Origin of the sequence: Synechocystis sp. IPPAS B-1465, from assembly GCF_003015225.1 — a bacterium.
Lineage (GTDB): Bacteria > Cyanobacteriota > Cyanobacteriia > Cyanobacteriales > Microcystaceae > Synechocystis.
Map to the genome: position 1 here is coordinate 2,120,902 of NZ_CP028094.1, position 20,444 is coordinate 2,141,345.

The 20,444-nt window shown below is 46.6% G+C and carries 22 protein-coding genes; 14 read left to right on the forward strand and 8 right to left on the reverse strand.

All coding sequences use genetic code 11. The features are described 5' to 3' along the window. Positions 1-6 precede the first annotated feature (6 nt). The 3 genes from C7I86_RS10090 to C7I86_RS19400 all read right to left on the reverse strand — a co-directional run bounded on the left by C7I86_RS10090 (position 7) and on the right by C7I86_RS19400 (position 3,448). Positions 7-1,086, reverse strand: coding sequence for a fatty acid desaturase (locus C7I86_RS10090; protein ID WP_010873125.1), 1,080 nt, complete (start codon positions 1,084-1,086; stop codon positions 7-9). Positions 1,087-1,580: 494 nt separating this feature from the next. After that, positions 1,581-3,287 carry a TrkA family potassium uptake protein gene (locus C7I86_RS10095; protein ID WP_010873126.1) on the reverse strand — a complete coding sequence of 569 codons (1,707 nt, stop codon included), beginning with the start codon at positions 3,285-3,287 and terminating at the stop codon, positions 1,581-1,583. A gap of 38 nt (positions 3,288-3,325) precedes the next feature. Next, on the reverse strand, positions 3,326-3,448 hold the full coding sequence (locus tag C7I86_RS19400; protein WP_255345199.1) for a hypothetical protein: 123 nt from the start codon (positions 3,446-3,448) through the stop codon (positions 3,326-3,328). A gap of 137 nt (positions 3,449-3,585) precedes the next feature. Here C7I86_RS19400 and C7I86_RS10100 point away from each other — a divergent pair, with 137 nt between their 5' ends. The 3 genes from C7I86_RS10100 to C7I86_RS10110 all read left to right on the forward strand — a co-directional run bounded on the left by C7I86_RS10100 (position 3,586) and on the right by C7I86_RS10110 (position 6,186). Continuing rightward, the gene (locus C7I86_RS10100) at positions 3,586-3,936 is read left to right on the forward strand and encodes a phage holin family protein (protein ID WP_010873127.1); all 351 of its coding nucleotides are present in this window, start codon (positions 3,586-3,588) and stop codon (positions 3,934-3,936) included. A 125-nt stretch (positions 3,937-4,061) separates the two neighbouring features. Further along, complete coding sequence (locus C7I86_RS10105) at positions 4,062-4,913, forward strand: radical SAM protein (RefSeq protein ID WP_020862265.1); 852 nt, start codon at positions 4,062-4,064, stop codon at positions 4,911-4,913. Beyond that, complete coding sequence (locus tag C7I86_RS10110; protein WP_010873129.1) at positions 4,906-6,186, forward strand: hypothetical protein; 1,281 nt, start codon at positions 4,906-4,908, stop codon at positions 6,184-6,186. The genes C7I86_RS10105 and C7I86_RS10110 overlap by 8 nt, the downstream gene beginning before the upstream one ends. Here the strand turns inward: C7I86_RS10110 and C7I86_RS10115 are convergent. Then, positions 6,183-7,529 carry a hemolysin family protein gene (locus tag C7I86_RS10115; RefSeq protein WP_010873130.1) on the reverse strand — a complete coding sequence of 449 codons (1,347 nt, stop codon included), beginning with the start codon at positions 7,527-7,529 and terminating at the stop codon, positions 6,183-6,185. The two genes, C7I86_RS10110 and C7I86_RS10115, sit on opposite strands and share 4 nt — an antisense overlap. 289 nt (positions 7,530-7,818) lie before the next feature. Between C7I86_RS10115 and rpsP the strand changes: the two genes are divergently transcribed. The 4 genes from rpsP to C7I86_RS10135 all read left to right on the forward strand — a co-directional run bounded on the left by rpsP (position 7,819) and on the right by C7I86_RS10135 (position 11,479). After that, a complete protein-coding gene (gene rpsP / locus C7I86_RS10120) occupies positions 7,819-8,067 on the forward strand; it encodes a 30S ribosomal protein S16 (protein WP_010873131.1) in 249 nt (82 codons plus the stop codon). Positions 8,068-8,107: 40 nt separating this feature from the next. Next, positions 8,108-8,464 (forward strand): KH domain-containing protein, encoded by a 357-nt coding sequence (locus C7I86_RS10125; RefSeq protein ID WP_010873132.1) that lies wholly within the window; start codon positions 8,108-8,110, stop codon positions 8,462-8,464. A gap of 242 nt (positions 8,465-8,706) precedes the next feature. Then, positions 8,707-10,881 carry a glutamine synthetase III gene (locus C7I86_RS10130; protein WP_010873133.1) on the forward strand — a complete coding sequence of 725 codons (2,175 nt, stop codon included), beginning with the start codon at positions 8,707-8,709 and terminating at the stop codon, positions 10,879-10,881. A gap of 163 nt (positions 10,882-11,044) precedes the next feature. Next, on the forward strand, positions 11,045-11,479 hold the full coding sequence (locus C7I86_RS10135; RefSeq protein WP_010873134.1) for a DUF29 domain-containing protein: 435 nt from the start codon (positions 11,045-11,047) through the stop codon (positions 11,477-11,479). A gap of 76 nt (positions 11,480-11,555) precedes the next feature. Here C7I86_RS10135 and psbV read toward each other — a convergent pair whose 3' ends face one another. Together psbV and C7I86_RS10145 are read right to left on the reverse strand one after the other, a co-directional pair. Beyond that, a complete protein-coding gene (gene psbV, locus C7I86_RS10140) occupies positions 11,556-12,038 on the reverse strand; it encodes a photosystem II cytochrome c-550 (protein WP_010873135.1) in 483 nt (160 codons plus the stop codon). A gap of 158 nt (positions 12,039-12,196) precedes the next feature. Next, a complete protein-coding gene (locus C7I86_RS10145) occupies positions 12,197-12,397 on the reverse strand; it encodes a hypothetical protein (protein ID WP_010873136.1) in 201 nt (66 codons plus the stop codon). A 257-nt stretch (positions 12,398-12,654) separates the two neighbouring features. Here C7I86_RS10145 and C7I86_RS10150 point away from each other — a divergent pair, with 257 nt between their 5' ends. Beyond that, entirely contained in the window at positions 12,655-13,485 is an 831-nt protein-coding gene (locus C7I86_RS10150; RefSeq protein WP_020862261.1) for a sirohydrochlorin chelatase, read from the forward strand. A 3-nt stretch (positions 13,486-13,488) separates the two neighbouring features. On the opposite strand, the gene tsaE is transcribed toward C7I86_RS10150, so the two are convergent. Continuing rightward, positions 13,489-13,962 carry a tRNA (adenosine(37)-N6)-threonylcarbamoyltransferase complex ATPase subunit type 1 TsaE gene (gene tsaE / locus C7I86_RS10155; RefSeq protein WP_010873138.1) on the reverse strand — a complete coding sequence of 158 codons (474 nt, stop codon included), beginning with the start codon at positions 13,960-13,962 and terminating at the stop codon, positions 13,489-13,491. 179 nt (positions 13,963-14,141) lie between these two features. Between tsaE and gcvP the strand changes: the two genes are divergently transcribed. The 5 genes from gcvP (at position 14,142) to C7I86_RS10180 (ending at position 18,561) form a co-directional block, all read left to right on the forward strand. After that, positions 14,142-17,093: an aminomethyl-transferring glycine dehydrogenase gene (gene gcvP, locus C7I86_RS10160; RefSeq protein ID WP_010873139.1), complete on the forward strand. Its 2,952-nt coding sequence runs from the start codon at positions 14,142-14,144 to the stop codon at positions 17,091-17,093. A gap of 105 nt (positions 17,094-17,198) precedes the next feature. Continuing rightward, entirely contained in the window at positions 17,199-17,678 is a 480-nt protein-coding gene (locus C7I86_RS10165) for a hypothetical protein (protein WP_010873140.1), read from the forward strand. Then, positions 17,647-18,021 carry a hypothetical protein gene (locus C7I86_RS10170; RefSeq protein WP_020862260.1) on the forward strand — a complete coding sequence of 125 codons (375 nt, stop codon included), beginning with the start codon at positions 17,647-17,649 and terminating at the stop codon, positions 18,019-18,021. Before C7I86_RS10165 ends, C7I86_RS10170 begins: the two co-directional genes overlap by 32 nt. Then, positions 18,014-18,379, forward strand: a complete 366-nt coding sequence (locus tag C7I86_RS10175) for an HNH endonuclease signature motif containing protein (RefSeq protein ID WP_010873142.1) — start codon at positions 18,014-18,016, stop codon at positions 18,377-18,379. Before C7I86_RS10170 ends, C7I86_RS10175 begins: the two co-directional genes overlap by 8 nt. Before the next feature lie 56 nt (positions 18,380-18,435). After that, positions 18,436-18,561, forward strand: coding sequence for a DUF433 domain-containing protein (locus C7I86_RS10180; protein ID WP_020862259.1), 126 nt, complete (start codon positions 18,436-18,438; stop codon positions 18,559-18,561). 101 nt (positions 18,562-18,662) lie between these two features. Here the strand turns inward: C7I86_RS10180 and C7I86_RS10185 are convergent, their stop codons facing one another. Further along, positions 18,663-19,082, reverse strand: coding sequence for a DUF2358 domain-containing protein (locus C7I86_RS10185; protein ID WP_010873143.1), 420 nt, complete (start codon positions 19,080-19,082; stop codon positions 18,663-18,665). Between the two features lie 50 nt (positions 19,083-19,132). Between C7I86_RS10185 and pgk the strand changes: the two genes are divergently transcribed. After that, the gene (gene pgk / locus C7I86_RS10190) at positions 19,133-20,335 is read left to right on the forward strand and encodes a phosphoglycerate kinase (RefSeq protein ID WP_010873144.1); all 1,203 of its coding nucleotides are present in this window, start codon (positions 19,133-19,135) and stop codon (positions 20,333-20,335) included. Positions 20,336-20,444 lie beyond the last annotated feature (109 nt).

Genomic DNA, 20,444 nt, shown 5'->3' on the forward strand with positions numbered 1-20,444 from the left:
GCAATGTCACGATGCTTTGCCCATGGCCTCTAGCCAGCGATAGTTAGAGGCGATCGCCGCTTTGAAGGTGGGATAAACTTTATATTCCACACCAAACTCTTGGCAAACATCCTTAATAATATTTTCCAATTGGGGATAGTGAATATGACAAATATTGGGGAAAAGATGGTGGGTAACTTGGTGATTTAAACCGCCACAAAACCAGTTCCAAAAGGGATTATTGGTGGCAAAATTGGCCGTGGTACGAATTTGGCAAATAGCCCACTCGTCATCAATGGCACCGGATTCACCATCGGGGGTGAGAAATTCAGTTGATTCCAACACATGGGCCAGCATAAAGATGGTGCAAACCACGATGCCATAGGTCATATAGGTTACCGAAGCACCAATTAATACTTCAGGAATGGAAAAGCCCAGAGCCAGAGGTAAGCCGAAAACGTAGCCGAGCCATAATAGCTTAATCCCTAGCAAACTAGCTAATTCTAGGGGCTGGAAAGGAGGAATTTTATGGTCGTGATATTTGCCTTTATTAAGCACTAGGTAGACATCGTAGAGAAACCAATAAAAGGGAATGAAAAGATATAAACCCCAAATATAAAATTGCTGGAAACGATAAATACCAACATGTTCTTGTTCAGGACTCATACGTACTGCGCCATCTCCATGGATTTCCACGTCATGGCCAAGAATATTGGTGTAGGTGTGGTGCAAATAGTTGTGGCGATAGCGCCAAAGAAAACTAGATAACCCGACAAAATCGTAGGTCATGCCCAGAACCCGGTTGATGTGGGGATTGGAGGAATAGGCATTGTGGTTGGCATCGTGGCCGACATTGAAGGAAAAGGCCGCCAAGGCGATCGCCAAAACCATACAACCCAGTAGGCGCACCGGAAAAATAACTGGAGCAAAAAGCACAAAGGCCCAAGCGGAAAACAACCAGAGCACAATAATCAGGGTTTTCAGATACATGGAGGGATTATCCCTTTGGGTCAGGCCATGCTCGGCAAAGTAGGCATCCACCCGTTGGTTTAGTACCCGACGAAACCCCCGTTTCTGGGTAAATTTAATTCTTTCCGCTGTTAGCATTTATAAATTTAAATAGATAAAAAACTTTCACATTATACCGCCATTAACTACAAAAAAACTCCAGCGCCGGGGGAGACTAAAAATTTATTCCAACTGGGAGTCCATTGCTAGAATTTTAGTCTGCCTTCTACAGTGAGTCATCAAAGCTCTGGCAATATTGGGATAGTCTGTATATGATTTTGCCTAAAAATGGGGGAGTTAGCCGACTTGGAGAAAATACTCTCTAAAGGCAGCGGAAAAACTCCCTAGAGCAGATGCCTGGGAACCATGGTCACAATATAAAACCGAAGTGAAGCTTTTATTTTATCTGACTTTTTTGCACCGCTGTTTAGCAGTAAAACTCAGTTATGAATTAAACTTATTTTGCTACTTTTTGAGCTTAATTTCTTTTGGAAGTTATCCTCTGCTGTTGGTTAACTTAAAAATACTAAACATAGACAAAGCGTTCTTTCTTGATCACCATTGGGCCGAGTCAAGAGTTCCATCCCCCCATGCTAAACCAAAAAAGAGTCCAGAGGATCAGCAGTGGCACGGGGCGATCGCCAAAGTTGCTCTAGGGCAGTGGCGGGCATGGTTAAATACAACACGTCTCCAGAGTCGAGATGGGTACCCAATAATTCCCAGCTATGGATGGTTTTGCCACCCCGTTCTAGATAGAGGGGAACGAAATCAGACTTTTGGGCTGCAATTTTAACCAATTGGTCGGCAAAGGGATGGTTAGGAGTGATTAAGGTGGCTAGGGCTACCCACAGCAAATCATCGGTCATGCCGTTGCCCAAAATTTTGCCCCCCAGGGCCGCCGCCGCAAAGGAATAGGTGGCCAATTCCGCCGGACAAAGCACCGTTTCAAATTCAAATACTTCCTGCAGGGACAGGCTAAACTGGGCATCCTGGCAACGCAACACCACTGGCAGGCTAGGGGCGATCGCCTTGGCAGTTAGGCCAATTTCCAAGTTAACGGTGTCGTCGCTGGTGGCCACCACAATGGCTTCGGCTCGGTTGATATTGGCGCAGGCCAACGTTCTTTCTAGGCGGGCATCCTCCACAATTACGGGCACCCCCAGGGAGCGGGCCGTATGCAAGAAACGATTATCTGTATCCTTTTCGATTACCACAATTTCATGGCCCTGGTGAATTAACTCTTCAATAATGGCCATGCTCACTCCCCCCAGCCCACAAATGATGATGTGATGGCGATCGGGTAACTTGGCCGCATCCAAAAACTGACTAAAGCGACTGCCAAGGATGAAATCATTCAGTAGGGCATAACAAATACCAATCACCCCCGCCCCGGCGATCATCATCACCACTGTGAATACTTTGATGATATCGGGGGACTTTTCGGCCACCTCTTCCTTGCCACCGGCCCCGGTAATCATGCCCACGGAAAAATACAACGCGTCCACTGGGGCAATATGTTGATCAATGGAAACGTAGATGAAGGTGGCCAGAAAAATCATCAACAATAAAAACAACACCACCCATATCACCTGTTGGACATACCGCTGATACTCCCGCAGGTTGGTAATCAGTTTGGAAAATTTGCGCCAAGGCGATCGCCGTTTGGTCTTGGGTTGGGGTTTTTGTCCCACTATTAAATGGTCCCCAGATTGCAACGTTAAATTATTCACCACTGCGCCTACTAAATCCGTTTCACTGTGGGCCGGTAGGTAATAGATCAACATTCGGCTCGGATCATCCCATAAATCCGCCAGGGGTAAATTGAGCCAGGGATGGTCTTGGTGAATGACAATTTCCTGAATGGGCCAAGTCTGGTCAAACAAACGCAATTGCCCGATCGCCTGATTGCCCAAAGCCGCAAAGGAAAAAATCGGGGCCGCCAGGGCGGAAACACTCAAACTAACGTGGTCTGGCAAGGTGGTGTCTAAACGTTTACCCAGGGCATGGTTGAACAAACGATTAACAATGCGAATGCGGGGATTCAGAATACGGGCCTGGGTCAGAATGGCCAAATTCAAGGCATCGTCACTGGTGGCTAGCACCAAAGTTTGGGCAGTGTGGATAGCGGCCCTAGTCAGAGTAGCAGTGGAATTCAGTTGCCCCACCACAATATTGCTGGGATTTTCCCCTGGCACGGGGCGATCGGAAACGCCAATCACTTCCGCTCCCTGTTGTTTAAGCAGGCTAAAAATTCGATAACCCGTTTGCCCCAAACCACAAACGATGATGTGCGGTTTCATAACGTCCTAAAAAAAGGGGAATCTGAAGGAAAAAAATGTCACCGACGGTAAGCCTTATCCCAGGGCCGCTGGAACTGGTTAAAACTCACCAAACTGCCCTTTGCTAGCCCGGCCATTTCATTGTCTCCATTCTCTCCAGACAACGCTAGCAAAACTGTCACCGTTCAATCATTTTGCTCAACTCGGCGATCGCCCTAGCCCCAGCATCGTACTGAAATTGATCTGCCAATCATTGCGGCCAACGTTTAAGATGGGGGCATTGTTTTAGTCCACCATTGTAATTACCAACGGAGGGAAAATGTTACAACTACTTATCGTCTGGATTGTCACCTCAGTCAGCCTGCTGATCATTGCCCAACTGCCCACAGGGGTAGAAATCTCCAGCTTTAAAAAAGCCCTCATTTCTGCCGTCGTTATCGGTTTACTCAACGCCCTAGTGCGTCCAGTACTGACGTTTTTCACTTTTCCCCTAATTTTTCTGACCTTTGGCCTGTTTTACACCGTAGTCAACGCCATCATCTTTGCCCTTGCTGCCGCTTTTGTAGATGGTTTTAGCCTCCGCTGGGGCTTTTGGAGCGCTCTCATTGGCGCCATTCTGCTGGGATTTATCAACTCTCTCCTCTTCCAATTACTACCCATCAGCAGCTAGTCCACAGTTTGACTTAGCTATGACATTGGCATTTCAAAGTATCTAATTAATGCGGTGGGGTTGATTCTAACTTCACCGTTTTCATCTGTTCTTGCAAAAATTAAAAATTGTTTGAGGGAAAAATTTTGCAAGTTACCATTAACCAAGCTAAATCTATCCTCAATAAAGCTACTGGTTTTATTCAGGACTACGATTTCACCCTCAATCCCTATCGTGGTTGTCAGTTCGGTTGTGACTATTGTTATGCTTCGGCCTTTAGTCCCAACTCTCAACTAAGGGCTAATTGGGGAGATTGGGTAATGGTAAAAGAAAATTCAGCAGAATTATTGGTGAGTGAACTAGAGAGAATTAGTAAAAAATATGACCGTCCGATTCGGATCTATATGAGCAGTGTGACCGATCCCTATCAACCAATTGAAAAAGAAGTACAAATAACAAGAAAAATTCTCGAAGTATTAGTTAAATATCAACCCATACTAGTCTTACAAACCCGTAGTCCCATGGTTGTGAGAGATATTGATCTTTTAGGTCAATTTCACAAGCTGAGAATTAATATTAGTATTCCCACCGCTAGCGAAAAGGTGAGAAAAGATTTTGAAAGTCGCTCTCCCAGTGTTAAAGCTCGCTTACAAACAGTGGAAAAACTCAGACATCAACTTCCTTCTGATGACAGTTATCAAATTAAATTTGCCATTACCATGACCCCCCTGTTACCGTCCTATGATGAAGATTTACCCCAGTTTATTGAACAATTAGCCACAGTTGACAGGATAGTTATACAGCCATTTCACAGCAGTAAAAATCAATCTTTAAAAGCTTCCACTCCAGCCAAAGCTATAGAATTAAAAGAAAAATATCAATGGTGGTATGTAGATGAAGATAAGAATTATCATAATCTATTCAAAAAATTAGAGTTACTCAATCAATACTATGGTGTAGAAATTTTTGAAGGCAGAGAAGGTTTTGGCTATGATTAATCCGATCAAGGCTGTCAAAGGCTTATGGCAGTTAAAAATCATAAAATCTGAAATTGCTCGCGGCAATACCAAACTAGCCCAACACTTAATTTTAGCCAGAAAAAAGCAAGGTTATAGGCTAACTCTTTTAGAAAAGTTATTTCTAGAAAATCAAAACTATCAAGCAAAAGTCCGGCAAGCTACTGACTATATATTTCAACAAAGCTCATCAGTAATTCAGCAAAAATTTCCGATAAAAAAACAGCTAATACAGCAAGTCAGCCAATCTTTTCGCTTAATTGACCATGACGGTTACAAAATCGAATGTACGGGTATTAAAACTTCAATATTTGCAAAATTAGAAACTGAGTTAGTTCATTTTCTGGAAAAAATCATTGCCGATAGTGGATTAAATGATAATGAAGCCAAGAAAAAAATAGACGAAGCCCATCGAGATTTAAATGGGTTGAAAAAGGGACTAGATCCAACCTATGACAAAGCCTTTAGCCCCCATGTGTACTTAATAAAATATTTTTTGGACAATGTTTATTGTAGCTATCTCGCCTATTTTTTTATTTATCAAGCTGGATATCTTCCCAAAAATATTACGATTCTTGATATTGCCGCCGGCCCAGCTACAATGCTATTCGGTTTATCTTTATTTCTAGAATCTTTAGCTCAACATCAAGAAATTAGTGATTTTAATTGCTCTTATTATTCTCTAGAAAAGGAACGTAATTTACAATACCGAGGCCTACAATTTTGGCGACAGTACATTAACGAACTTAAATTCCCGCCCAATATTTTTTATCAATTCAATACAGTCAATATTTTTGATTATGACAACTATCGCCATAAACTACCGAAGGAATTTTTTAATTTGATTATTATTGCCCATTGTTTTTTCTACCAAGGGGAAGATAGAAGTAAATCTTTGGATATTTATCGATCAATTTTCAAGCAATGTTTAGAACCGGATGGAAAAGTTCTATTGGTTATCCAAGGCAATAAATTTTATAAGATGTTTGACACTTATCCTGATGAAAATTTAGCGAAGGAGAGAGATTTAATCAAATCATTTTTAGATTGCCTCGGTTTGCGATTGATCCTTTATAAATATTTTACTTCAACTGGCAAAAGAACCAATAACAAGGAAGACTTCAAGCAATTTATCCAAGGGGATCTGCCGGAGCGTCCCCAAATTTCCAAACTGCAAGAAAAGTACTTCGGTTATTCTTCCATGAGTAAATATATTATTGATGACTTTGTTATCTATGCAGAGAAACAAGTTTAATTATCTGTTTCAGACTCTTCCTCCGTTGTAGAAGAATCCTCCGGCAGTTGATTGACTAATACTTTATCAATACGGATACCGTCCATATCCACCACTTCTACTCGGAGAGTATCGGAAACAAAATAATCACCGGATTGAGGAATTTTGCCCAAGCTTTCGATCACAAAGCCGCCGAGGGTATGGTAGTGGCCTTCCTCTTCGTTGGAGAGGGTTTCAATGTCAAAAATTTCCTTAAATTCATCAATGGGCAGTAAGCCATCGAGCAGGTAGGAACCGTCTTCCCGTTGAATGATTTGGGGCTCTTGAATTTCGTCGTCATTGGGGATACTTCCCACGATCGCCTCGATGAGGTCGTTTAGGGTGACTAGGCCTTCAATGCCACCATATTCATCCGTAATTAGGGCCAGGTGGGTACCGGAAGCCCGGAACATTTCCAACACATGGAGAGAGCGGGTATTTTCCGCCACAAATAGGGGCGGCTGAACAATTTCCTCCAGGTTGATTTTTTGTCCTGACCACTGGCTATTGAGAATGTCTTTGACCCGGACAAAACCTAGGCACTCGTCCAGACTATCCCTACCCACGGGAAAACGGGAATAGGGTGTGTCCAGAATTTCCTGTTGGTTTTCTTCCCAGTCCGACTCCACATCCAACCAGGCGATCGCCGTGCGGGGAGTCATCAAAGTTTTAACGGGGCGGTCCCCCAAGCGAAAAACCCGTTCCACCATTTCCTGCTCTGCTTCATCAATCATGCCGGCCTGGGCCCCCTGCTCGATCATGACCCGGATTTCCTCTTCCGTGATCGGGCTAGCTTCCTTACTGGTAATACCAAATAGCCGTAGTACTGCATCGGTGGAGACCCCCAAAAGATAAACTAGGGGCGCTGTCAACTGGGCTACTAAATGCATCGCCGGGGCCACTCCACAGGCAATGTGTTCCGGATGGCTGAGGGCAATGCGCTTAGGCACCAACTCCCCCACCACCAGGGATAAATAGGTAATGAACCCCACCAACAGAGAAATGCTCAGGGGGCCGGCATAGGGGGCTAAGAGGGGAATATCGTCCAAAAACTCCGCCAGACGCAGGGCCACCGTTGCTCCCCCCACCGCACCGGTTAAAATGCCAATCAGAGTAATGCCAATCTGCACCGCCGACAGAAAATTATTGGGGGCTGTGGCCAGCTTCAGTGCCAGCTTTGCTTTGCGATTACCCCGCTTTGCCAACTGTTCCAAACGAACTTTACGAGCTGAGACTATGGCAATTTCCGAGCCAGAAAAAATTCCATTTAACACCACCAAAACGAAGATGAAAAAAAGTTCCAGCTCAACAGAAGAGGAAAACATTCAATTTTTAGGGATAGAAATCCGGTAGGCCGGGGATAAATTTAGTGGGGAGTGGCTGACGACAAACATCAATCATAGAAGAAAACATCCCGACTGTCTGTGCTCCTGAGTCAGTTTGTGCCCGGGGGAGAGTTCGGAATCCTTGACCCCATTGGGAAAGCCCTGGTGCCATGGCTATCTGCGGCGATTGAGCTGGGCCCCTGAAAATTTACGACCCTAAAAATTCTGGCCCCAAAAAATAGGTTAGAATGATAAACGCGAAATTTTTCCCAGTCTATTTTTATTTAGTATGATTAAACTCCGTCTAAAACGCTTTGGTAAGAAACGTGAAGTTAGCTATCGGATCGTTGCCATGCACAGCACCACCCGCCGGGATGGTCGCCCCTTGGAAGAATTAGGATTCTATAATCCCCGCACCGATGAAACTCGCCTTGATGTACCGGCGATCGTCAAAAGATTAAAAGAAGGTGCCCAACCCACCGACACCGTCCGCTCCATTTTGACCAAAGCCCAGGTTTTCGAACAGCTAAAAGCTTAGTGCCGGTTTTTTCCGTGGTGTTTACCAACGTCTGCCCCCTGTGACTACCCTAAACTACGTTGAATTGGTCAAGTTTCTTGTCCGTCCCTTTTTGGAAAAGCCCGATGATCTGAAGGTGGACTGTGAGGTGTTTCGACAAAATAGCCGGGTTTGGATTCGGTTAGCCCTAGGGGACGAAGACCGGGAAAGGCTCCTTAGCCGGGGAGGGAGGAGTTTGCAAACCATTCGCACCCTACTTACCACCGCCGCTGACCAGATGGAACAGTCAGCCTTCCTAGAGATATACCTCACCGATTCCGTTGGGAAATCGACCCCCCTACGCCGTCGTCGCTCCTCTGCTGGCCCCGCCCCTGTCCGTCGTTCCCGCAGTCGGGGAGAGTCCGTTAATCGCTACTAGGGGCAACGGTTTTCTCAGACAACATAACTTGGAAAGTTTTCTAATTTATCTCTGGGTAATGGGGTAGTAGTATCTGTTTGTAATATTTCTTCATATTGTGATCCAACGATGTCGACCCATTTACGCTTCCCCTTGGGAGGCAAAGAAATGGGTCGTTGTTTTTGTATCTATATTGTCTATTTTAAAAAATCATCTTGCGTATGATTGGGGGGTTTGTAAATTCTGAAATAGAGATTTAGTCCATGACTGGAAACGCCGCCCGCACCCAATCAGTTCACCAAATCATCAATCGACCTCTATCTTCTGGCAAGAAGTTATCCCGCCTGGAAGATATGTGGGCTGAGAACGTTTTTAATTTGAGCAAAATGCAGGCCAGTCTTCCTAAAGGCGTTTTCAAATCAATTAAAAATACTATTACCACTGGCGAAAAATTGGACCCTTCCGTTGCTGATGCAGTGGCCACTGCTATGCGGGACTGGGCCATGGGGAAAGGGGCAATGTACTATGCCCACGTTTTCTATCCCATGACCAACCTCTCGGCGGAAAAGCACGATGGCTTTATTTCTGTACAGGGGGATGGCAATGTCATTTCAGAGTTTTCCGGCAAAGTTCTAGTACAAGGGGAACCGGACGGCTCTTCTTTTCCCAACGGTGGCATTCGGGATACCTTTGAGGCTAGGGGCTACACGGGATGGGACGTAACCAGTCCTGCCTACATTATGGAAACGGATAATGGTTCCACCCTATGTATTCCGACGGTGTTTGTTTCCTGGACAGGGGAAGCGTTGGATAAAAAAGTGCCCCTATTGCGGTCCATTGCGGCCATGGATAAGGCGGCCCGCAAGGTGCTCAGTTTGTTGGGTAACGAAGACATTGCCCACGTTAATTCTAGTTGTGGGGCGGAGCAGGAATATTTTTTGGTGGATGCCAATTTTGCTAGCCAACGGCCGGACCTACTCCTCGCCGGACGGACTTTGTTTGGCAAGCTCCCGGCTAAGGGTCAGGAATTCGATGACCATTATTTTGGCGCTATTCCTGAACGGGTGCAGGTGTTCATGCAGGACGTGGAGGAGACCCTTTATAAGTTGGGTATTCCAGCTAAAACTCGCCATAATGAAGTGGCTCCCGGCCAGTTCGAAATTGCGCCCTTTTTTGAAGCGGCTAACGTGGCCAGTGACCACCAACAATTGTTAATGACGGTACTGAAAAATACGGCCAAAAAACATGGCTTTGTCTGTCTACTCCATGAAAAGCCTTTTGCGGGCATCAACGGTTCCGGTAAGCACGTTAACTGGTCAGTGGGTAACTCCACCCAGGGTAATTTGCTTGATCCCGGCGATTCTCCCCACGATAATGCCCAATTCCTCGTTTTTTGCGGTGCAGTGATTCGGGGAGTGCACAAATACGGCCCTCTGATGCGGGCGGCGATCGCCACGGCTAGTAATGACCACCGTTTGGGGGCCAACGAAGCTCCCCCGGCCATTATGTCCGTTTATCTGGGTACCCAATTAGAAGAGGTGTTTGAACAGATCAAAACCGGCAGTGTGAAGGATTCCAAGAAAAAAGGCGTGATGGATCTGGGAGTTGATGTACTTCCAGATTTAACCAAGGACGCTGGCGATCGAAACCGTACTTCTCCCTTTGCCTTCACTGGTAACCGTTTTGAATTCCGAGCAGTGGGCTCCAGTCAGTCGGTTTCTGGTCCGCTAATTGTGCTGAACACCATGCTGGCTGACTCCCTTAACTGGATTGGCGATCGTCTGGAGGCGGAGTTGGCCAAGGGATTGGACTTGGACACTGCCATTTTGACGGTGCTGAAGGAAATTATGGAAAACCACGGCCAGGTAATTTTTGGTGGCAATGGCTATTCCGAAGAATGGCATAAAATGGCAGTGGAAGAACGGGGTTTGGCCAACTTGCGTACTACTGCCGATGCTTTGCCGGTGCTGAAGGAGAAGTATATCGAAGACCTATTTGAAAAAACTGGTGTATTGACTCCAGTGGAGTTGGAAAGCCGCTTTGAAGTCTACGCTGAGCAGTACATCCTCTCCATTGAAGTGGAAGCCAAACTGGTGGTCAGCATGGCCAAAACGGTCATTTATCCAGCGGCAGTGGAATACCTGTCCAAACTTTCCTCCACCATTGCCAGCCTCAGTGGTTTAGGCATTGATTTTGAAAAGGAAAGTGCCAAAAAGATCGCTGATTTGACCAACCAAATGGTCGGTGCTGTCGCCAAACTAAGTGAAGCTATGGCTAAACACGACTTTGCCAACACCGAAGAGAAGTTGCAGTATTGCGCCCAAACTCTCCGTCCCCTGATGGATGAAGTACGGACTTTTGCCGATGCCCTGGAAGGGGAAATTGCCGATAGTTTCTGGCCCCTGCCTACCTACCAGGAAATGTTGTTTATCAAATAGTGCATATCACCCCAGGGGGATGGGTAAAACCATCTCCCAATGCTGGGGTAAACCAGCTTAAAGTCCCCTCAAGCTTTTGGAAGTTTGGGGGGATTAATGATCGGGAAATTGCTGATTTTTTAGATATACCTTTAAAATTGGTCAATAGATTTGATTAAAACCCATGAAAAACCAACTTTACGAAACGGATTTTGTACGGTGGACAGAAGAACAGGCACAATATATTCAACAAAATGACTTGGAATCCATTGACTGGCAAAATATTCAGGAAGAAATAAGTGCCTTGGGTCGCAGTGAAAAACATGAGCTAGAAAATCGTCTTGAAGTTCTCCTGGAGCATCTGTTAAAACGAGGCTATATCAATAGCGCTTACGATAATCGTGGCTGGGAAATTACTATTAAAGAACAACGAAAGAAAATTCGACGGTTATTACGAGATTCCCCTAGTTTAAAGAATTACGGCGAGGCCTTAATTCCAGAAATCTGGCAGGAGGCACGCTCTGATATCCAAGACATTTATCCGACTACTCCACTGCCCACAATCAATCCATTTGGTGAAAGTTTGGATCAATTATTAACGGTTACTTTTTGGCAATAAAAAAGACCTCCAACTCAGAATCGAGGGGAGATCTTGCTAGTTTTTACGGAGTTCGATGGTTTACTTCTCTATTTTTCTAGAAGTAGATGGTGCCACCCCACCGTTCATCTAATTTGGGAGCAATGAGGGTGTAACCAGCCACATCAAAGATGTCGTCTTCGGTGTAGTTTCTCATTTCTGGGTAGATGTCGGGACGGGAAATATTGGGATGTAATTCCGAATAGTCATCTTCACCGTCATAACTCTTGGGATTCTTGAGAAATTCCACCAAGGCCAGGACGTTGTCCCGACGGGGCTCGGCACCAGCCAAGTCTGCCAAGCCTAAACTAACGTTATTATTAGTTTTGGTTTTACCCTGGAGGTGACATTGGGTGCAGGTGTCCACAAAAATCTTTTGGCCGTTGGTGAACTGGCGGGCGGTTAAGGTTGTGGTGCCACCGGCTTCATCGAGGGGAATGGTGCGGGTGCTTTCGGTTAACTCCACCGCATTGGCACTGCCGACCATGGTGTTAAAGAAAAATAGGACAGAGGCGATCGCCACCAGAAAAAAGCGTTTCACAAAGGTTCTCCTCAAACTGTTGGTATAAGGGGTGAGAAAGGGAATCGGTCAATTCTCAATCTTTTTAAAAATAGGGTTTTAATCAAGTATGCCAAGAAAATCGAGGGTTTTTGCTCGGTCAGTATGGGAACAGGAGCCATAGCAACCAGCCGACAATGTCAGGAAAGGCCCCCTAACTCAGAAGCAGATTGCTGGCGGTGTAGAATTTGCATAATCACCGCTTTAGCGTCCTCTAGGGCAAGGTTAGTATCCTGGTTTTTGTAGGCTATGCCGAGTTGGTCGCACAGGTCGAAAACCGACTGCACAGTCAGATCGTACTCTGTGGCAATGGACTGAATCGACAGATCCGCAAACCCCATAAAATTTAATTGCTATGGTTTACCGAAAGATTGAGCGGTATAACTATCATGCCATTCTCGGTTCCCTTTGCCACAGCCTGCCGCCGGGGATCTAACCGAGATATGCTGTGCCCTATGCCATTGCTGGAAAAGATCCCGCCGCATTTGGGGGCTTTGGGCCGTTGGAAGCTCTGAATTTGGTTAAAATCGTCACCCCAGGGTAGGGATGTGTTGATTAAGATATATTAAGCCCAACTTCCCATCACCCCTAATCAACCTTGTCCACTGCCTATCTGTTGGTTGCCCACGGTAGCCGTGATCCCCGTCCCCAGATCGCCCTCGATCGCCTGACTTACCTAGTGGGTCAATTTTTACCCAGACCCCGCCCCCTGGAAAGCAAGAAAGGGTTAGCTAAGCGCAATGGGGCGGAAACTTGGCGGGCGTATTATTCCGGAGGATTATTAACGGAGGTAAATCAGGGGAAGCAACTGGAACCGCCGGTGTTTAGTGCCAGCTTGGAGGCCCAGGCGTTACCTCTCCATCAACAGTTGGTAAACTTAGCCGAAAACCTGATTCCCCAGGGGGTCAAACGGATTGTCATTCTGCCCCTGTTTCTGCTTATGGGAGTACATACCTGTGAAGACTTGCCCCAGGCCATTGCCCAGGCCAAAGCGGAGTTGGGTAATAGCATCTCCATTCACTGTTTGCCCATTTTGGGGGTTTATCCCTGGCTACCAGCCTTACTAGAAAAGTCTTTCCTGCAGTACCAAAACCAACCCCAGGCGGAGAGAATCCTCTTGGCCCACGGTAGTAAACGGGCCGGTGGTAATTTGGCGATCGCCACGGTGGCGGAAAAATTAGGGGCCAGGGCAGCCTACTGGAAAGGGGGCATTAGTTTGAACACCGTCCTGGGGGAAATTAAGACGCCGGGGGAAGTTGTGATTTTGCCTTACTTTCTATTTGCCGGAGGATTGACAGACCTGATCAGAAAAGAGCGGGAACAACTCCAATTGGTCCATGGCCAGCTCCGCCTGCAATTGGGGGAACCCCTGGGGCCCCAACCGTTGCTGGCCCAGTTAATTGCCACGGAACTACAGCGTTTTAACTAGGTTTTAACTAGGGGGCAATAGCTCTTTTAAATCCATGGCCCAGTCCTGGGCTGTCAGGGCGATGCTCCTTCCTTCTCCTTGGTGGCACAGTTGAATTTGTAAATACTGACTTGGTAGTTGCGGTAATCTTTCCGGCCACTCGACCGCGGTAATACCCAAGGGAAAATCTTCCCCTTGCCAATATTGTTCCGGGTATAAATACTCGACTTCAAGGGTGTTAAGTCGATACAAATCCAGATGGTAAAGGGGCATCTTACCTTCCCGATACTCATTAACAATGGTGAAAGTGGGACTGACAATTTCCCCCGTAATGCCCAACCCCCGGCCAAGGCCCTGGACTAAGCTAGTTTTCCCCGCTCCCAAATCCCCCTGCAACAAAATAATGGTGCCCAGCGGTAACTGTTGGGCCAATTGTTGTCCCCATTGATCGGTAGCATTTAGGTCAGGGAGAAAAAATTCCATGGAGTTTTCATTCATCGGCAAATGGGAAACGTTTTAAGAATATTTGGACGAGTTTTATGGGGATGGGGCCGCCTTGGCAATGCTGACCCCTAGGCCTACCAAAATTTGTTAAGCTTTGTATCTAATTAGAGCCAATCTGTAACATTTTTTGACAGATCCAGTCCAGGCGTTCATCCTTTCCCTACTCCGCCATTATGCCCAACCTAGAGCCCGCCGTTGTTGTCCCTACCTCCGAGGCGATCGCCGTTGACCTGACTAAGCTAGAGGAGAAGTTAGCTCCGGCGGATAGTTTTTTGGATCGTCACTTGGGCCCCGGAGAAACGGAACAGCGGCAAATGCTCCAGACACTGGGTTTTGATACTTTGGGGGATTTGATTGACCAAGCCGTGCCCCCGGCCATTCGCTTTCCCCGGTCTTTGCAACTACCAGCTTCCCAAAGTGAGTATGGGGCGATCGCCCAACTGAAATCCATTGCCTCCAAAAATCAAGTTTTTCGCTCCTATATTGGCATGGGGTACTACGACACCATCACCCCGCCGGTTATCCAACGGAACATTTTAGAAAACCCCGGTTGGTACACAGCCTATACCCCCTACCAAGCGGAAATTGCCCAGGGTCGGTTGGAAGCGCTGTTGAATTTTCAAACCATGGTGATGGATTTAACCGGGCTGGAAATTGCCAATGCTTCTTTGTTGGATGAAGGTACCGCCGCCGCTGAAGCCATGGCCCTGAGTTATGGGGTCAGCAAAAGTAAAGCCAATGCTTTTTTCGTTGCCCAGGACTGCCATCCCCAAACCATTGAGGTGATTAAAACCCGGGCCAATCCCCTCGGTATTGAAGTAATTGTCGGCGACCATCATACTTTTTCCTTTTCTACGTCCATTTTCGGCGCTTTACTGCAATACCCTGCCACCGATGGGGCTGTTTATGATTACCGTAGTTTCATTGACAAAGCCCATCAACACCAAGCCTTGGTTACCCTGGCCGCCGACCCCCTCAGTCTGACCCTGCTCACTCCCCCCGGTGAATTGGGGGCTGACATTGCGGTGGGCAGTACCCAGAGGTTTGGCATTCCCTTGGGTTACGGTGGGCCCCACGCCGCCTACTTTGCCACCAAGGCCGAATATCAGCGGAAAATGCCGGGACGCATTGTGGGGGTTTCCAAGGATGCCCATGGTAACCCCGCTCTCCGTTTAGCGCTGCAAACCAGGGAACAACATATCCGTCGGGACAAGGCCACTAGTAATATCTGTACTGCCCAGGTTCTCTTGGCAGTGATGGCTTCTATGTATGGGGTGTACCACGGTTCCACGGGGCTAAAAAATATTGCCCTGAGAATTCACCAGTTGACGGTCCTATTGGCGATCGGCTTAAAGCGGTTAAATTACAGTCTCAATAATGATTACTTTTTCGATACCCTGCGGGTGGGGGTAGGGGAACAGAGTGCTCCAGCCATTTTGAAAGCGGCGGAAGGGCGGGGAATTAATCTGCGGCCCCTGGTCCCTGGGGAAGTGGGCATTAGCTTGGATGAAACGGTGACGGTGCAGGATCTGCTTGACCTGTGGCAAGTTTTTGCTGGTAAGGATAATTTACCCTTTACACCGGAGGAACTGTGGTCGGAAGTTAAAACGAGCTTTCCCGCCGATTTAACCCGTCAGAGTCTATACCTACAGGATGCAGTTTTTAATCAGTACCATTCCGAAACCGAGTTACTGCGTTATTTGCATCAATTAGAAAGCAAAGATTTAGCCCTAAACACTTCCATGATTCCGTTGGGTTCCTGCACGATGAAACTCAACGCCACAGCGGAAATGATGCCGGTTACTTGGCCTGAATTTGGCAAAATTCACCCCTTTGCCCCCGCTGGTCAAACGGAAGGTTATCAGATTTTATTTGCCCAATTGGAAGCCTGGTTGGGGGAAATCACCGGTTTTGATGCCATTTCTTTGCAACCTAATGCCGGTTCCCAAGGAGAATATGCGGGTTTGCAGGTGATCCGTCAGTATCACCTCAGTCGGGGTGAGGAACAACGCAATATTTGTTTAATCCCTGAATCGGCCCACGGCACCAATCCAGCCAGTGCGGTGATGTGTGGCATGCAGGTGGTCCCGGTTAAGTGCGACGGGGAAGGCAACATCGATGTGGAAGATTTGACCAGTAAAGCAGAAAAGTACGGCGATCGCCTGGCGGCGTTAATGGTGACCTATCCTTCTACCCATGGGGTATTTGAAGCCACCATCGGAACTATTTGCGACATTGTGCATCGTTTTGGCGGCGAGGTTTACATGGATGGGGCCAATATGAATGCCCAGGTGGGACTGTGCCGTCCGGCTGATTTTGGGGCGGATGTGTGCCATCTCAATTTACACAAGACTTTTTGCATTCCCCACGGCGGTGGCGGCCCCGGTATGGGCCCCATTGGGGTTAAATCCCATTTGCAGGCATTTTTACCCCGGACTAGTTTAAATTCGACTGCTGAACTCCAAGCAGAAGACCAATCCATTGGCATGATTTCCGCTGCCCCTTACGGCAGTGCCAGTATCTTGGTTATTTCTTGGATGTACATTGCCATGATGGGCCCCCAGGGTTTAACCAAGGCAACGGAGGTGGCCATTCTCAGTGCCAATTACATGGCAAAGCGGCTGGAAAATTATTACCCCATTTTATTCAGGGGCAATAATGAGTTAGTGGCCCATGAATGCATTCTCGATCTGCGTCCCCTGAAGAAACAAGCGGCGATCGAGGTCGAAGATGTGGCCAAACGCCTCATGGATTTTGGTTTCCATGCCCCCACGGTGTCCTGGCCGGTGCTGGGTACCATGATGGTGGAGCCGACGGAGAGTGAATCCCTAGGGGAGTTAGACCGTTTTTGTGATGCCATGATTGCCATTTACCAAGAAGCTCAGGCGATCACCCATGGAGAAATTGATCCCGCTGATAACCCGTTGAAAAATGCTCCCCATACGGCCCAATCCCTCATCTGTGGCGAATGGAACCATCCCTACAGCCAGGAAGAAGCTGCTTACCCTGCTCCTTGGACTAAGCAGTTTAAATTTTGGCCCGCCGTTGGCCGCATTAATAATACCTACGGTGATCGCCATTTAGTTTGCTCCTGTGAAGGTATGGAGGCTTATAAGGAAGGATAGCCCAGGTAGCTTTATCCTAGAGAGATCGTCACTTGTGAAGGATTAATGAGGCGATCTCTAAAATGCTAGACTGAGAAACTGTAGTAAGAAATTCTGATTTTGAGTATGACGAAGAAAGAGGCTCTTACCTTCGCTCAAGGCTTGGGGTGGACAAAGGCTGATGCGGAAAGGGCTTATCAAGCTTTAAATGTTAATTTCTCCGACCTTCAATCCACCCTCGATTATTACAAACATGAGTACGGTATTGAGGATGTAACAGACCGAGATATAGCTGTTCTTTCACTCGTACTAGCAGATTTCGCAGGCGAGGTTTTGCTGGATAGGCAAAGGAAACAAGCTGCACAACAAGGTGAAGTAACAAAAAAGAAAAATAAAATCAAAGAAATCGAACAGAGTCACGCCCAAGAAATTGCTGATTTTAAAAAAAGCTTCCACGAGCAACACAGTGCATTAATGGAGCTTTTGATAAAGGTTTATAGCACGGCGAAAAGATTCGGTCTAAAACCGGAACCGTGGATTGAAGCTATGATTGATGCTTATGAGGAGGCAAAAATTGGAACTGATAACTCGCAAACAGTTGCTTGAACTTGGATTGACAAGTTATCAAGCTCAGCGGATAACTAAAGAACTTAAGCCGATTTCAAAAACAAAAAGAGGTAAAAATTACAATATTCAAGAGGTAATTTTATCGATTAATACCTTACTTGAAAATAAGAGGATTCAGAAAAGAACAAGAACAAGTTTGAAAAAAGTAATAGATATATTGATCCCCACTCTTGACAATATCATACCTATTAGTTTTACTCAGGAAAACACATCTGAATTACAACAACTAGCACAGCAAGCATTAACTACAACCTTAGAAGTAAATCGTAAGCTAGCTAAGTTAGAAAGGCGTTCATTAGAAATTAAAGGACGATATGAATGAAGATTTAGATAATGACTTCCAAAAATTGTATGAAAAATACAAGCTAGCTCGCCGAAAATTTTGCCATGATCTAGAAAAGCTTCAGCGAAGGGAGGAAAATATAAGGGGTTATTATACTCCTCGAAATGTATTTAATCGTTGGCGAGACTCAATAGAAGGAAAAAAATGGAAACAAAATCAATATGAAAAACAGCAAGGAAAATGTGCTTGCTTTGGTTGTGCTTTTGTCGCTCAAAGCCCGGAATATCTTGAAATAGATCACATAAAACCTATTGCAACTCATCCCGAATTATCTGTTAATATAAAAAACTTAAGATTGCTTTGCCCTCCCTGCAATAAAAGAAAAGGGGGGAGATAAATTATTAAACTACTATTTTATTTTTTGTAAAACCTTTACATTACCTTGGAGGTGGAATGACTATTGAAGAGGTTTTGGATGATTTCCCTGATCTCACTCCAGAAGATATCCAGGCTTGTTTTGCCTTTGCTGCTGATCGTGATCGTCGCCTCATGGTTGTTCCTGATGAAATTGCTGTTTGATGAAAATTTCTCGCGCAATTCTGATTCAGTGTTGATCTGAAATTAATTGTTGGAGCCGCAGCTAATTAGAAGCTAATCTGCACTCGAATGAAGATGAAAACCTATCGTGAAAAATGCTGTTTCACCACATCCCAGGGGGAACAATCCCAATAATCGATGTGGGAAATGATTAACCCAGCTTCATTTAGGGTTAATTCACTGCAGCCGCTGATGGCAATTCTCGGTTTCCAGGGCAGGGGAGAAGTCCAGTTCAAGGTCCAACGGGTGGTAATTTCCTGGTTCACCTGGGTAATCTCGTGGAGCTGTAGGTCGATCGCCTGAAACCAACGACCCAAGAATTGGATCATCTTTTCGTATCGAGCCAAACCCCGAAATTGGCTTAAAGGATCTTGAAAATAAACGTTTGGGTCATAGATGCTGAAGGTTTGGTGCCAGGGAAAATTGGCGTAGTCCTGTTGCAGAATGGTCAGAATGCGATCATTGGAGGTCATTTTGGGGCTTTCCATTGTCGGCGGTAACATTGACTGGTTTAATTTTGTTAAGTTTATTTGACATTTAGGAGGAAAAGGTTTTGTCTAAGCAATCGATCGCCAATTTGACGGAGGCAGACCTCGCAGGGAAACGGGTTTTTGTCCGGGTAGATTTTAATGTGCCCCTAGATAACGGCAGCATCACCGACGACACCAGGATTCGGGCAGCCTTACCCACCATCAAAGACCTGTTGAGCAAAGGCGCCAAAGTTATTTTGGGCAGTCATTTTGGCCGTCCCAAGGGCAAAGTAGTGGACAGCATGCGCCTCACCCCCGTTGGCGATCGCCTAGGGGAATTATTGGGCCAGCCGGTGGTCAAATGCGACGATTGCATTGGTGCTGAAGTTACAGCCAAAATTGCTAGCCTACCCAATGGTGGTGTGGCCCTGTTGGAAAATCTCCGCTTCCATGCCGGGGAAGAAGGTAACGATGCTGAATTTGCCAAAGCTTTAGCGGCCAACGCCGACCTCTACGTTAACGATGCCTTTGGTACTGCCCACCGGGCCCACGCTTCCACCGAAGGGGTCACCCATTTCCTCAGCCCCAACGTTGCTGGTTACCTAATCGAAAAGGAATTACAGTTCCTCCAAGGAGCCATCGAAGCCCCCAAACGTCCCCTAGTGGCGATCGTGGGAGGTTCCAAAGTGTCCAGTAAAATCGGTGTGATCGAAACCCTATTGGACAAGTGCGATAAGTTGATCATCGGCGGCGGCATGATTTTCACCTTCTACAAAGCCCAAGGTTTAAACACCGGCAAATCCCTGGTGGAAGAAGACAAATTGGACTTGGCCAAATCCCTCATGGCTAAAGCCAAAGAAAAAGGCGTGGAATTTCTCCTGCCCACGGACGTAGTAGTGGCCGACAACTTTGCCCCCGATGCCAATGCCCAAACCGTTGGTGTCGATGCAATTCCCGATGGTTGGATGGGTCTAGACATTGGTCCCGACTCCGTCAAAACCTTCCAGGATGCCCTCGCTGGTTGTGGCACTGTCATCTGGAACGGCCCCATGGGGGTATTTGAATTTGACAAATTTGCCGTTGGTACCGAGGCGATCGCCTGCAGCTTGGCTGAATTGACCGCCAGTGGCACTGTCACCATCATCGGTGGTGGAGATTCTGTCGCCGCAGTGGAAAAAGTGGGAGTGGCCGAAAAAATGAGCCATATTTCCACCGGTGGGGGCGCTAGCCTGGAATTGCTAGAAGGTAAAGTTCTGCCCGGCATTGCCGCTTTAGATGACCGATAAATTCCCCTAGATGATACTGGAAAAAGATTTTTCTCGTCAGTTTGCAGACTGGACCACGGGATAACTTTTTTCACTAGATGAATGGATTCTTTTCATCTTAGAACGCTGA

What these genes read in the sequence shown, in the direction of transcription:
- C7I86_RS10090 (WP_010873125.1), bottom strand. Translation starts at nt 1,086, where the DNA reads ATGCTAACAGCGGAAAGAATTAAATTTACCCAGAAACGGGGGTTTCGT.
- C7I86_RS10095 (WP_010873126.1), bottom strand. Translation starts at nt 3,287, where the DNA reads ATGAAACCGCACATCATCGTTTGTGGTTTGGGGCAAACGGGTTATCGA.
- C7I86_RS10100 (WP_010873127.1), top strand. Translation starts at nt 3,586, where the DNA reads ATGTTACAACTACTTATCGTCTGGATTGTCACCTCAGTCAGCCTGCTG.
- C7I86_RS10110 (WP_010873129.1), top strand. Translation starts at nt 4,906, where the DNA reads ATGATTAATCCGATCAAGGCTGTCAAAGGCTTATGGCAGTTAAAAATC.
- C7I86_RS10115 (WP_010873130.1), bottom strand. Translation starts at nt 7,529, where the DNA reads ATGTTTTCCTCTTCTGTTGAGCTGGAACTTTTTTTCATCTTCGTTTTG.
- rpsP (WP_010873131.1), top strand. Translation starts at nt 7,819, where the DNA reads ATGATTAAACTCCGTCTAAAACGCTTTGGTAAGAAACGTGAAGTTAGC.
- C7I86_RS10130 (WP_010873133.1), top strand. Translation starts at nt 8,707, where the DNA reads ATGACTGGAAACGCCGCCCGCACCCAATCAGTTCACCAAATCATCAAT.
- C7I86_RS10135 (WP_010873134.1), top strand. Translation starts at nt 11,045, where the DNA reads ATGAAAAACCAACTTTACGAAACGGATTTTGTACGGTGGACAGAAGAA.
- C7I86_RS10145 (WP_010873136.1), bottom strand. Translation starts at nt 12,397, where the DNA reads ATGGGGTTTGCGGATCTGTCGATTCAGTCCATTGCCACAGAGTACGAT.
- tsaE (WP_010873138.1), bottom strand. Translation starts at nt 13,962, where the DNA reads ATGAATGAAAACTCCATGGAATTTTTTCTCCCTGACCTAAATGCTACC.
- gcvP (WP_010873139.1), top strand. Translation starts at nt 14,142, where the DNA reads ATGCCCAACCTAGAGCCCGCCGTTGTTGTCCCTACCTCCGAGGCGATC.
- C7I86_RS10165 (WP_010873140.1), top strand. Translation starts at nt 17,199, where the DNA reads ATGACGAAGAAAGAGGCTCTTACCTTCGCTCAAGGCTTGGGGTGGACA.
- C7I86_RS10175 (WP_010873142.1), top strand. Translation starts at nt 18,014, where the DNA reads ATGAATGAAGATTTAGATAATGACTTCCAAAAATTGTATGAAAAATAC.
- C7I86_RS10180 (WP_020862259.1), top strand. Translation starts at nt 18,436, where the DNA reads ATGACTATTGAAGAGGTTTTGGATGATTTCCCTGATCTCACTCCAGAA.
- C7I86_RS10185 (WP_010873143.1), bottom strand. Translation starts at nt 19,082, where the DNA reads ATGTTACCGCCGACAATGGAAAGCCCCAAAATGACCTCCAATGATCGC.